Genomic DNA, 12292 nt, shown 5'->3' with positions numbered 1-12292 from the left:
CCCCGGACCCCCCTCCGTGCCGATGCCCCGCAAGGCACCGACGCCGGCCGCCGTCGCGCCTGCCGCACCGGTGCCCGCCGCATCATCGACGTCGGCGGAATGGGGGCGCGTCACCGAGGACGGAACCGTCGAGGTCAAGGAGGGCGACGCCTGGCGCGTCGTCGGCCAGTACCCGGACGGTACGCCCGATGAGGCCCTCGCCTACTTCGTCCGCAAGTTCGACGACATCGCCTTCAAGGTGCATGCACTCGAACAGCGCCATCAGGCCGGCGGCGCATCCGCGAGCGACCTCGCCAAGCAGGCGAAGCACCTGATCGACGAAGCCACCGATGCCGCCGCGGTCGGTGACCTTGCCGGTCTTCGCGATCGACTCAACGCTCTGACCTCGTCTCTCTCGGAGGCGACGGAACAGGAGGCGAAGCAGGCGAAGGAACTCGTCGACAAGGCGATCGCCGAGCGAACCGAACTCGTCGAGCGCGCCGAGGCGATCGCCGCACGTGACCTCAGCAAGGTGCAGTGGAAGCAGGTCACGGCTGAGCTCGGAGAGCTGTTCGACGCCTGGCAGGCGCAGCAGCAGAACGGGCCGCGCCTGTCGAAGGGGATCTCCCAGCAGCTCTGGAAGCGTTTCCGGGACGCGCGGGCCGTCGTGGACAAGCAGCGCCGCGCCTTCTACTCCGAGCTCGACGACGCTCACAAGGTCGCCCGCGACGCGAAGACCCGTCTCGTGGAGCGTGCGGAAGCCCTCGCCCCCCGCGGTACCGACGGCATCCCCGCCTACCGCAACCTCCTCGACGAGTGGAAGGCGTCCGGCCGCGCCGGACGAAAGGCCGATGACGCGCTGTGGGCGCGCTTCAAGGCCGCGGGCGACGCCCTCTATGCCGCCCGTGCCGAGCAGGCTGCCGCTGAAGAAGCGGATTCCGCTCCGAAGATAGAGGCACGCGAAGCACTCCTCGAAGAGGCGAAGGGTGTCGCAGACGAGCCCAACATCAAGCGAGCTCGCGCGCTCCTGACCCGCATCCAGCGGCAGTGGGACGAGATCGGACGCATCTTCCCCCGGGACAAGGAGCGGGCGCTCGACGACAAGCTCCGCGCCATCGAACAGGGTCTCAAGGCCCGGGAAGATGTGGACTGGAAGAAGAACAACCCCGAGACCAAGGCGCGCGCGAACGACATGAGCTCCCAACTGCTGGAAGCCATCGAGAAGCTCGAGGCCGAGGTCGCCGCGGCGGAGAAGGCCGGCGACAAGAAGGCTGCCAAGGCCGCAGCGGATGCTCTGGAAGCACGCCGAGCCTGGCTGAGCGCACTCGGAAGCTGACCCGTTCTCCACAGGTCCCGCACGACGACGGACGAGGCGGGGTGCACTGCGTCAGACTGACGTGATGCACCCCGCCCTTCTGTACCTGCCCGGCGTTCGGCTGAGTGAGGCGGAGCTCAGCGCGGCACGGATCGACGGGCATGTGGTCGAGGTCGGGGACGCCTACGTCCCGGCGGACCTGATCGAGGGATCGGATGTCAGGGCGAGCGCTGTCGCATCGCTGGTGCGCGCAGGAACCGCGGCGTCAGGGCCGACGGCTGCGTGGATCCATGGCGCCGGCGATGGTCCACCGGGCGTGCATCATGTGCGACGGTGCGTCGAACGACGGATCCGTGCGACGACGAACTCACGACTCGTCTTCCACGACACCGTCGTCGCCACTTCCGATCTGGAGTCGATCGGCGGAATCCTCGTCACAACGCCGGTGCGGACCATGCTCGATCTCGCCACGACGGTGCACCGCGATCCACGCGTGCTGACCTGGATGGACAGACTCGCGCTCGTGTCGCCCGACGTGCCGGAGGAGGCGTCCGCCATGCTGCGCCGAATGTCGCGCGTTCCTGGAAGCCGCGCGGGACGGGCCGTGCTGGACAGGCTCGCGGTCAAGAAGAGGTGACGCGATAGACGTCGTACACGGCGTCGATCCTGCGCACCGCGTTGAGCACGCGATCAAGGTGCACGGCATCACCCATCTCGAAGACGAATCGGCTCAGAGCGAGTCGCTCGTCCGTCGTGGTGACCGTCGCCGAGAGGATGTTGACATGGTGCTCGCTCAACACGCGGGTGACATCGGAGAGAAGCCCCGAACGGTCGAGAGCCTCGACCTGGATCTGCACCCTGAAGACGCTCTTGGTGGTGGGAGCCCAGGAGACCTCGACGAATCGGTCCTGTTCGGCACCCAGCGCCTTCACGTTGACGCAGTCCGCACGGTGGACCGAGACGCCGCTGCCACGGGTCACGAACCCGACGATCTGGTCGCCCGGAACCGGGGTGCAGCATTTCGCGAGCTTGACGAGGATGTCATTGGCGCCGCGCACCAGCACGCCGGAGTCACCCGACCGCGGCTCACGCGTCTGCACGCTGCCGGGAAGGTCGATGGCCCCCGTCGCTGGATCGTTCGCCGCGACGAGTGCGGTGACCTTCTCCAGCACGGATTGGGTCGAGACGTGCCCCTCGCCGACGGCCGCATAGAGCGCGGAGACGTCCTCGTAGTGCATGCCCCGTGCCACTTCCGTGAAGGAGTCATGGCTCATGAGTCGCTGCAGCGGCAGGTTCTGTCGACGCATCGCCCTCGCGATGGCCTCCTTGCCCTGCTCGATCGCCTCCTCGCGGCGCTCCTTCGTGAACCACCCGCGGATCTTGTTGCGGGCGCGCGTGCTCGCAACGAACCCGAGCCAGTCCTGGCTGGGTCCCGCGTCGGGGTTCTTCGAGGTAAACACCTCGACGACGTCACCGCTCTTGAGCTCGGACTCCAGAGGCACCAGGCGACCGTTGACCTTGGCGCCCATCGTGCGGTGGCCGATCTCGGTGTGCACGGCGTAGGCGAAGTCCACCGGGGTCGCGCCGGAGGGCAGCCCGATCACCCGGCCCTTCGGCGTGAAGACGTAGACCTCCTTCGCGCCGATCTCGAACCGGAGGGATTCCAGGAACTCTCCAGGATCGGCGGTCTCGGCCTGCCAGTCGGAGATGTGCGCGAGCCAGGCCATGTCGGTGTCGGACGCGCGGACCTCGGTCTTGCCGCCGCCGTTCATCCGCTCCTTGTACATCCAGTGCGCAGCGACGCCGTACTCGGCCTGCTGGTGCATCTCATGGGTGCGGATCTGGATCTCGACCGTGCGGCCGGCGGGGCCGATCACCGTGGTGTGCAGTGACTGGTAGAGGTTGAACTTGGGTGTGGCGATGTAGTCCTTGAAACGACCCGGCAGCGGAGTCCAGCGTGCGTGGATGGCGCCGAGCACCGCGTAGCAGTCGCGCACGGAGGACACCAGCACCCGGATGCCGATCAGGTCGTAGATGTCGTCGAACTCACGGCCGCGGATGACCATCTTCTGGTACACCGAGTAGAGCTGCTTGGGACGCCCGACGACCTTGCCACGGATGCGGAGATCTCGCAGGTCTTCGTCGATCTCCTCGACGACCTGGTTCAGGTACTTCTCGCGCTGCGGGGTGCGCTGCGCGATGAGGCTGTGGATCTCGTTGTAGATCTTCGGGTGCAGCACCGCGAAGGAGAGGTCCTCGAGCTCCGACTTGATCGCCTGGATTCCGAGGCGATTCGCCAACGGAGCGTAGATCTCCAGGGTCTCCTTGGCCTTCTTCGCCGCCTTCTCCGGCGGAACGAAACCCCAGGTGCGCGCGTTGTGGAGGCGGTCGGCGAGCTTGATCAGCAGCACTCGGATGTCCTTGGACATCGCGACGATCATCTTGCGGACGGTCTCGGCCTGCGCGCTCTCGCCGTACTTCACCTTGTCGAGCTTGGTGACGCCGTCGACGAGCATCGCGACCTCGTCGCCGAACTCGGCGGTGAGATCGGTCAGCGCGTACCCGGTGTCCTCGACGGTGTCGTGCAGCAGCGCTGCGGCGATCGCCCGCGGCCCGAGACCGAGTTCGGCGAGGATCTGGGCGACCGCGAGCGGGTGGGTGATGTACGGCTCACCGCTCTGGCGCTTCTGCCCCTCGTGCTTCTCCTTGGCGACCGCGTAGGCCCTCTCGATCACCGAGAAGTCGCCCTTGGGGTGGTTCGCCCGGACTGTGCGGATCAGATTGTCGAGGTCATTGATCCTCGACGCGCGGGAGAAGATGCGGGGAACCAGCCGTCGCAGACTCGATCCCTGCGATGACGTCTGCGGTTCCGCCATCTACTCACCTCCTGATCGATCAATCCTACGCGTGCTGTGCGGCACCGGCCCCGCTGAGGAACCGATCAGACCTCGACGGCCGCCCTGCTGCGAGCCTCTCGGATGCGGGCATCCCGTGCCTTCAGCTGCGGCTCGTTCTCGCGGAACAGCGAGTAGAGCGGAGCAGCCACGAAGAGCGTCGAGTAGGTGGCCACGAGAATGCCGACGAAGATCGAGAGCGAGATGTCGGTGAGCGACTCCGCGCCCAGCCAGAACGCGCCGATGAAGAGCACCGCGCCGACCGGCAGAGCAGCGACGACGGACGTGTTGATGGAGCGCACGAGTGTCTGGTTCACCGCGAGGTTGACCGACTCGCCGAACAAGCGGGCGGACTTCTCCCCGTCTTCGGTCGTGTTCTCGCGGATCTTGTCGAACACGACCGTGGTGTCGTACAGCGAGTACGCGAGGATCGTGAGGAAGCCGATCACGGCCGCCGGCGAGATCTCGAAGCCGGCCAGCGCGTAGATGCCCACCGTGATCACGAGCACGTCGAGGAGACCGATGATGGCCGCAGCCGACATCTTCCAGGTGCGGAAGTAGATCGCCAGGATCAGGAAGGTCAGGGCCAGGAAGATCGCGAGACCCCACAGCGACTGCTTGGTGACGTTCTCACCCCACGCGGGTCCGATGAAGGAGGAAGTGACGTCGGACGGATCGACGCCGTATGCCTTCGCCAGTGCCTCGCCGACCTGCTGGGTCTCGGCAGCGCTCATCTGGTCGGTCTGGACGCGGACGTCCTTGCCGCTGACGACGACGACCTTGGTCGCAGCGCCGGGGACGACCGATTGCACGGCTGTGGTCGCCGTCTCCTGATCGAGGCTGTCCGGCGCCTGCACGGTGAACTGCGATCCACCCGTGAACTCGATCGAGAACTGGATAGGACGGATGAGCGGCACCAACGCCGAGCCGACGACCAGGATGATCGCGATGATGAACCACAGACGGCGCTTGCCGACGAACGGGAAGGAGGTCTTCCCGGAGTAGAGGTTGTTGCCGAACTCATTCATGGAAGGCATCAGGCGTCTCCCTCACTTCCGGCTTTGGTGGATCTCTCGCCCGTGAGGGCCTCGGCGCGCTTGCGTTCGGCGATCGTCTGTCTGCGGTCGGCCTCGCCGCGGGACCGCGCGTTCTTCGCGCCCCGCCCGACCGACGCCGTGGGGACCTCTCGGTACTGCGAGCGGCTGCGGTACACGGCCCCGAGAGCTTCGGGATCGAGTCCGGACAGCTTGTGGCCGCCGCCGAAGAAGCGGGTGCGCGCGAGAAGTTGCATCACCGGGTGCGTGAAGATCACGAAGATGAACACGTCGATGAGCGTCGTGAGTCCGAGCGTGAAGGCGAAGCCCTTCACCGTGGCATCGGCCAGGATGTAGAGGACGACCGCCGCGAGGATGTTGATCGACTTGGAGATGTAGATCGTGCGCTTCGCACGACCCCAGCCGTCCTCGACCGCCGCGGTGATCGACTTCCCGTCACGGAGCTCGTCTCGTATTCGTTCGAAGTACACGATGAACGAGTCGGCGGTGAAGCCGATGGACACGATGAGACCGGCGACACCGGCGAGCGAGAGGCGGAACCCGATTCGCCACGCCAGGATGCAGATGATGATGTAGGTGAGCACCGCCATCACCGCGATCGACGCGATGATCACCGACCCGAGCGCTCGATAGACGATCAGCGAGTAGATCGCCACCAGCGCGAGCCCGATGAGGCCCGCGATGAGACCGATCTGCAGCTGCTGCGTACCCAGCGTCGCCGAGATCGTGTCGGAGCTCTGCACCGTGAAGCTCAGCGGAAGGGCGCCGAACTTGAGCTGATCGGCGAGAGTGGTCGCGGACTCCTGCGTGAAGCTTCCGGAGATGCTGGGGCGACCATCGAGGATCTGCCCGTTCATCCGCGGAGCGCTGATCACGTTGCCGTCCAGCACGAAGGCGAACTGATCCCGCGGCGTGAGCCCGTCGATGCGGTTCTGGTTCAGGCGGGTGCTGACCTTGCCGAACGCATCGGCCCCGTCGCCGTTCATCGTGAGCTGCACCAGCCAGGCACCCGACTTCGGGTCGCGACCGGCCGAGGCGTCGGTGATGGCGGTGCCGTCGAGCTCTGCCGGTCCGAGGATGTACTTGGCGCTCCCGTCCGCCGAGCAGGCGATGAGCGGCTGGTCCTTCGGCGCCTTGGAGGCGTCGTTCTCCGGGTTCGCGCAGTCGTATGCCTGGAACTCCGCGGCCAGCTTGTCGGTGACCCAGGAGAGGTCGCTCGCGTCGGTCGGCTCGGCCGTCGGCGTCGAGTTCAGACCCGGATCCGGGCTGGGATACGGCGTCGAGTTGCCGTCCTCGCCCACGAACTCGTTGGTCGCCGCCGTCGTGTAGAGCACGGGACGGAACTCCAGCTGAGCACTGGACTGGATCCGCTCCCGCGTCTGCGCGTCGGCCTCACCGGGGATCTGGACGACGATGTTCTGTCCGCCCTCGGTCGTGATGTCGGCCTCGGCGACGCCGGACGCATCGACACGCTGCCGGATGATCGCCGCGGCCTGGTCGAGCTGCTCGGACGACGGAGCCGCTCCGTCCTCGGTCTCCGCACTCAGCACGATCTGTGTGCCGCCCTGCAGATCGAGGGCGAGCTCAGGTGTCCACGAGCTCGCGGCCTCCCCGTTGCTGTCCTTGAAGACGTACACACCCAGTGCGTTGATGCCGAAGAGCACGCCCGTCACGAGGAGCAGGCCGAGAAGGACCCGCCAGGCGTGACGGACGGGAGAGGATGAAGCCACGTGTGTTCAGCTTTCTGGAAGGACGGAGATCCGAGGGGCCGCGTCGGCCTCGGCGTTACTTGTCGTCGGCGTCGCGCTCGAGGCGAGCGCGGGTCTCCTCGGGGGTCTCGACAGCCGGAGCGACCGGCTCATCGGCGACCGGCTCCTCGACGACACGCTCCTCGACGATGTCGTCCGACGGTGCGTCGACGGCGGCATCCTTGGGCTCGACCACGCGCAGGATCGCCTGGCTGTGCACGTCGATGATGGTGCCGGGAGCGATCTCGACGAGCGCGGGGGTGTCGAGGTCGTCGGGGTCGTACGCGACGATCGTCCCGTAGATGCCGCCCTGGAGGAGCACCTTGGCGCCCGGAACGGTCTTGGTGGCCTTCTCCTCCTGCTCGGCCTTCATCTGCTTCGTGCGCTTACGCGTGTTGAAGATCATGAAGACGAGGAGAACGGCGAGGAGGCCGAAGAGCAGGAATTCCATGGGCATGGGGGAAGCGCCTTTCTCAGGTGCACGCTCCAGCCTTTGGGCGCGCGAAGGTATCCGGGAAGTCTTCAGTGATTATAGGTCATCCAACTTAAGCATCCCGTCCGGATGCGCGACACCCAGGTGCGCGTACGCCTCCGGCATCGCCACACGGCCGCGGGGCGTGCGCCCGAGGAACCCGATGCGCACGAGGTACGGCTCGACCACGCTCTCCACGGTCTCGGCTTCCTCACCGACGGCGACAGCGAGCGTGCTGAGGCCGACCGGGCCACCGCGGAACCGCCGGACGAGCGCTTCGAGCACGGCACGGTCCAGGCGGTCGAGACCGATCGGATCGACGTCGTACAGATCCAGGGCCGCACGGACCTCGCGGATGGTCGCAACTCCTCCCGTGTGCACCAGCGCATAATCGCGCACCCGGCGAAGGAGGCGGTTCGCGATGCGCGGGGTGCCACGGGAGCGTCGGGCGATCTCGGCGAGCGAGTCGGTCGGGAGGTCGACGCCGAGCACGGCCGCGGATCGTGCGATCACCTGCTCCAGCTCGCCCACCTCGTAGAACTCGAGGTGACCGGTGAACCCGAAGCGGTCGCGGAGCGGGTTGGGCAGCAGCCCGGAGCGAGTCGTCGCGCCGACCAGGGTGAACGGCGAGAGTTCGAGCGGGATGCTCGTCGCTCCCGCGCCCTTTCCCACCATGATGTCGATGCGGTAGTCCTCCATCGCGAGATAGAGCATCTCCTCGGCGGAGCGCGCCATGCGGTGGATCTCGTCGATGAAGAGCACTTCACCGGGGACCAGGCTCGAGAGCAGGGCCGCGAGATCACCGGCGTGCTGGATCGCCGGGCCGCTGGACAGCCGGAGCGGACGTTCGCTCTCGTGTGCGACGATCATCGCGAGCGTCGTCTTCCCCAGGCCGGGAGGTCCCGCCAAGAGGATGTGATCGGCGGGACGACTCTGGATGCGGGCGGCCTCGAGGAGCAGCTGCAGCTGACCGCGCACCTTCTGCTGGCCCACGAACTCTCCGAGGCTCGTCGGCCGCAGGGCGCCTTCGATGGCGAGTTCGGTCTCGTCGGAGGGCTCGCCGGCGTCGAGGGGATCAGACACGCGCCTGGCCTCCCTGCGCCGGGCCGAGCAGGGCGAGCGTACGACGAAGCAGCGAGGCCACGGATGCGCTCTCCGCCTCCGTGGCATCCGCTGCCGTCTGGGCGGCGGCGTCTGCGGCGACCTTCTCCGACCAGCCGAGCCCCACGAGTGCCGCGGCCACCTGCGTGACGACATCGGCGCCGCCGCCCGCGGCGGGCTTCGCCGGAGCCGCGAACGCCTGCACCTTGCCGGCGAGCTGCAGCACGATGAGCTTCGCCGTCTTGGGGCCGATGCCGGAAACGCGTCGGAAGGGGGCGTCATCCTCCGCGGTGACGGCCTCGGCGATCTGATCGCTCGTGAGGTGCGAGAGCACGCCGAGTGCCGACTTCGGACCGACGCCGGTCACGCTGATCAGCAGTCCGAAGATCTCGAGCTCACCACGGTCGGCGAAGCCGAACAGCGACAGCGAGTCCTCACGGACGATGAGGCTGGTGTGCAGCAGCAGCTTCTCTCCCACCGTCGCGGTGTGCGCGACATCGGCGGGCACCGCGACCGCGAATCCGACCCCGCCCACATCGATGACGACCTGATCGGATGCCGCATGCAGGACGACGCCGTGCAGAGAGGAGATCATCCCCTCAGCCTACGGCGTCGCTCGTAGGTATGTTCGACCGACACGCTTCTCGGCCTCGGCCCAGGCACGCTGAGCGGGAGTCAGGGCCCCGGGGGCGGTCGCCGCTGCTCCCCCGCGGCGCCAGGCGTGGCAGAGGGCGATGGCCAGTGCGTCGGCGGCATCGGCCGGTTGCGGCAGTGCGTCGAGGCGCAGGATGCGGGCGATCATCGTCTGCACCTGCCGCTTGTCGGCAGCACCGTATCCGGTGACGGCGGCCTTGACCTCACTCGGCGTATGCGTGGCTGCGGGGAGCCCCGACTCGGAGGCGATCAGCAACGCGACGCCACTGGCCTGTGCGGTGCCCATCACCGAGTGCGTGTTCTGCTGCGCGAAGACCCGCTCGACGGCGACGGCATCAGGTCGATGCTCGGCGATCACGGCGCGGATACCGGCGGCCACGATCGAGAGACGCTCCCCGATCTCCGCTTCCGGCGAGGAACGGATCACCCCGACGTGCACGAGCGTTCCGCGGCGCGATCCGTCGACATCCACGACCCCCACACCGCAGCGGGTGAGACCGGGGTCGATGCCGAGCACACGCAGAGAGGAGGTCACTCCCCCAGGCTAGGCCGCCGATCCGACACCGGTCGCCCGGCGCGCCTAGGCGTCGTCGTTCTCCAGCTCCGCCTGGACCTCGGGACTCAGATCGAAGTTGGTGAACACGTTCTGCACGTCTTCACTGTCTTCCAGGGCATCGATCAGGCGGAAGATCTTGCGCGCGGTGTCGGCGTCGATCTCGACCTTGAGGTTCGGGACGAACTCGACGTCGGCGGACTCGTAGTCGATGCCGGCCTCCTGGAGCGCGCTGCGCACAGCCACCAGGTCGGTCGCCTCCGTGATCACCTCGAAGCCCTCGGCGTGCGGTTCGATCTCCTCCGCACCGGCCTCGAGCGCAGCCATCATCACGTCATCCTCGGTGGTGCCCTCGGAGCCGACGACGATGACGCCCTTGCGGCTGAAGTTGTAGGCCACGCTGCCGGGGTCTGCGAGCGTGCCGCCGTTGCGGCTGAGAGCCGTGCGAACCTCAGCGGCCGCCCGGTTCTTGTTGTCGGTCAGACACTCGATCATGAGCGCGACGCCGTTGGGGCCGTATCCCTCGTACATGATCGAGAGGTACTCGACGGCCTCGCCGCCGATACCGGCACCGCGCTTCACCGCGCGGTCGATGTTGTCCTTGGGGACCGAGGTCTTCTTGGCCTTCTGCACCGCGTCGAAGAGGGTGGGGTTGCCCGCCAGGTCCGGTCCGCCGAGCTTGGCGGCGACCTCGATGTTCTTGATGAGCTTGGCCCAGGACTTCGCGCGCCTGGAGTCGATGATGGCCTTCTTGTGCTTCGTGGTCGCCCACTTGGAATGCCCGGACATAAGTCTCCGCTCGTCGTATCCGCATGAGCTCGCGCTCAGCGCATCGTCCATTCTAACGAACGCCTCGGGTGGCGCAGGATGGGAGCATGCGCAGATCACGACACATCTCTCCCGCCCTCCGCTCGGCAGAGGTTCCTGACGGCGCACCGGCGCCCGCCGACACCCTGCGGTACCTGCTCCACCTCCCTGATGGCTACGACGATGATCCGCACCGGCTCTGGCCGCTCGTGCTCTTCCTGCACGGTGCAGGCGAACGGGGTTCCGACCTCGATCTCGCCGCCGTCCACGGTCCGCCCAGGCTGGCGGACGACGGGCAGGAGTTCCCCTTCATCCTCGTCACACCCCAGTGCGCCTCGGCGAGTCAATGGGTCGCCGAGCTCTCGACGCTGGCCGCACTGATCGATGAGGTGAGCTCCACACACAGGGTCGACGAGGAGCGCGTTTCGGTGACAGGACTCAGCATGGGCGGTTTCGGCACCTGGTCGCTCGCGGTGCGCTACCCCGATCGATTCGCGGCCATCGCACCGATCTGCGGTGGCCTGTGGATGCAGAGCGCCGCTCCGATCCGCGCGATCCCCTCCTGGGCGTTCCACGGCGACGCGGACGACGTCGTGCCGATCGCCGCGACAGAGCAGATCGTCGACGAGCTGCGGGCCCTCGACGCTGACGTGCGTTTCACCCGGTACGCGGGCGTCGGTCACGACTCATGGACCGAGACGTACGAGAACCCCGAACTCTATGAGTGGATGCTCTCCCATCGGCGCGGAGTCGAACGCGACGGACCCGGCGTCGAGAAGACAGCACGATGACGACGGGAGCAGATCGGCTCCGGCCCGACTGGCATACGCTCCCGATGCCACTTCGATCTCGGATCATCTCCGCGATCGGGGGTGATCTCGTGCAGGAGGCCCCAGCCCATGGCGGCTTCAGCGCCTCCTACGCCGGCGTCGTCACGACCACGACGGGGCGCGCATTCGTCAAGGCCTGCGGTGCGGATTGGCACGCGGACTCGCTGCACTTCCTCCGCGAGGAGATGCGCACGCTCTCGCATCTGCCGACCGCCATCGCCCCACGACTCCTCGGAGCCATCGACGACCCGACGGGTACGGCGCTCGTGATCGAGGCGATCGACGGCCGCCACCCCGGCCAGCCGTGGACGACGGCGGACCTGCACGCCGTAGCCAAGGCCCTGCGCGTGCTGTCGACCACCCCTGCGCCTTCGCATATGCCTCGAGCAGAGGCTGTCATGATCCCCGGTTTCACCAGGTGGACGGAGATCGCTGCGGATCGGGGAATGCGCGAGGCGCTCCCCCATGGCCTCCCCGCGCGTATGCCGGCGTTGCTGCGCCTCGAGGAGAGCTTCCGCAGCGCGGTACACGGCGACGTCATCGTGCACGACGATGTGCGCGCAGACAACATCCTGATCAGCGCTGGACGGGCACACCTGCTGGACTGGCCGCACGCGCGCAGGGGCGCCGCGTGGATCGACCTCCCCTGTCTGCTCCCCAGCATCGAGGCATCCGGAGGCCCCGCCTGCGAGGAGGCGTGGGCTGTGTTCGAAGAGCACGGCGCACCACCTCAAGCTGAGCTGCTCGCCGTGATCTCCGCCTTCGCATCGTTCCTCTGGTTCCAGCAGGCGCAACCCGATATCCCGCAGCTCCCCGGCCTGCGGGAGTTCCAGCGCGCGCAGGCGATGCCGGCTCTGCGGTGGCTCTCGGGCCTGATCTGAGCC

At 67.4% G+C, this 12292-nt stretch carries 12 protein-coding genes; 4 read left to right on the top strand and 8 right to left on the bottom strand.

What is annotated here, in order from left to right:
• A partial coding sequence (locus tag FFS56_RS05540) for a DUF349 domain-containing protein (RefSeq protein WP_249352954.1) occupies positions 1-1315 on the top strand: 1315 nt, incomplete at its 5' end.
• Positions 1316-1379: 64 nt separating this feature from the next.
• Positions 1380-1931 carry a type IV toxin-antitoxin system AbiEi family antitoxin gene (locus tag FFS56_RS05535; protein WP_052748647.1) on the top strand — a complete coding sequence of 184 codons (552 nt, stop codon included), beginning with the start codon at positions 1380-1382 and terminating at the stop codon, positions 1929-1931.
• On the opposite strand, the gene FFS56_RS05530 is transcribed toward FFS56_RS05535, so the two are convergent.
• From FFS56_RS05530 to FFS56_RS05495, 8 genes are all read right to left on the bottom strand, one after another.
• Positions 1918-4170 carry a bifunctional (p)ppGpp synthetase/guanosine-3',5'-bis(diphosphate) 3'-pyrophosphohydrolase gene (locus tag FFS56_RS05530; protein ID WP_046747156.1) on the bottom strand — a complete coding sequence of 751 codons (2253 nt, stop codon included), beginning with the start codon at positions 4168-4170 and terminating at the stop codon, positions 1918-1920. The genes FFS56_RS05535 and FFS56_RS05530 overlap by 14 nt on opposite strands.
• Before the next feature lie 65 nt (positions 4171-4235).
• Positions 4236-5225 (bottom strand): protein translocase subunit SecF, encoded by a 990-nt coding sequence (gene secF, locus FFS56_RS05525; protein WP_046747157.1) that lies wholly within the window; start codon positions 5223-5225, stop codon positions 4236-4238.
• Positions 5225-6973, bottom strand: a complete 1749-nt coding sequence (gene secD, locus FFS56_RS05520) for a protein translocase subunit SecD (RefSeq protein ID WP_127012173.1) — start codon at positions 6971-6973, stop codon at positions 5225-5227. Before secD ends, secF begins: the two co-directional genes overlap by 1 nt.
• A gap of 55 nt (positions 6974-7028) precedes the next feature.
• Positions 7029-7442, bottom strand: a complete 414-nt coding sequence (locus tag FFS56_RS05515; RefSeq protein ID WP_046747159.1) for a preprotein translocase subunit YajC — start codon at positions 7440-7442, stop codon at positions 7029-7031.
• A 78-nt stretch (positions 7443-7520) separates the two neighbouring features.
• Positions 7521-8546: a Holliday junction branch migration DNA helicase RuvB gene (ruvB, locus tag FFS56_RS05510; protein ID WP_046747160.1), complete on the bottom strand. Its 1026-nt coding sequence runs from the start codon at positions 8544-8546 to the stop codon at positions 7521-7523.
• Entirely contained in the window at positions 8539-9159 is a 621-nt protein-coding gene (gene ruvA, locus FFS56_RS05505) for a Holliday junction branch migration protein RuvA (RefSeq protein WP_046747161.1), read from the bottom strand. Before ruvA ends, ruvB begins: the two co-directional genes overlap by 8 nt.
• Before the next feature lie 9 nt (positions 9160-9168).
• Positions 9169-9753, bottom strand: a complete 585-nt coding sequence (gene ruvC / locus FFS56_RS05500) for a crossover junction endodeoxyribonuclease RuvC (protein ID WP_046747162.1) — start codon at positions 9751-9753, stop codon at positions 9169-9171.
• 45 nt (positions 9754-9798) lie between these two features.
• Positions 9799-10560, bottom strand: a complete 762-nt coding sequence (locus tag FFS56_RS05495) for a YebC/PmpR family DNA-binding transcriptional regulator (protein ID WP_046747163.1) — start codon at positions 10558-10560, stop codon at positions 9799-9801.
• 86 nt (positions 10561-10646) lie between these two features.
• Between FFS56_RS05495 and FFS56_RS05490 the strand changes: the two genes are divergently transcribed.
• Both FFS56_RS05490 and FFS56_RS05485 read left to right on the top strand, forming a co-directional pair.
• A complete protein-coding gene (locus tag FFS56_RS05490; RefSeq protein WP_082108569.1) occupies positions 10647-11369 on the top strand; it encodes a PHB depolymerase family esterase in 723 nt (240 codons plus the stop codon).
• Between the two features lie 44 nt (positions 11370-11413).
• Complete coding sequence (locus FFS56_RS05485) at positions 11414-12289, top strand: aminoglycoside phosphotransferase family protein (protein ID WP_233437416.1); 876 nt, start codon at positions 11414-11416, stop codon at positions 12287-12289.
• Positions 12290-12292: the final 3 nt, after the last annotated feature.

Origin of the sequence: Microbacterium sp. Beta, assembly GCF_005502545.1 — a bacterium.
Classification (GTDB): domain Bacteria; phylum Actinomycetota; class Actinomycetes; order Actinomycetales; family Microbacteriaceae; genus Microbacterium; species Microbacterium oxydans.
The sequence above is the reverse complement of the archived record's forward strand: the minus strand, read 5'-3'. Positions and strand labels throughout refer to the sequence as shown.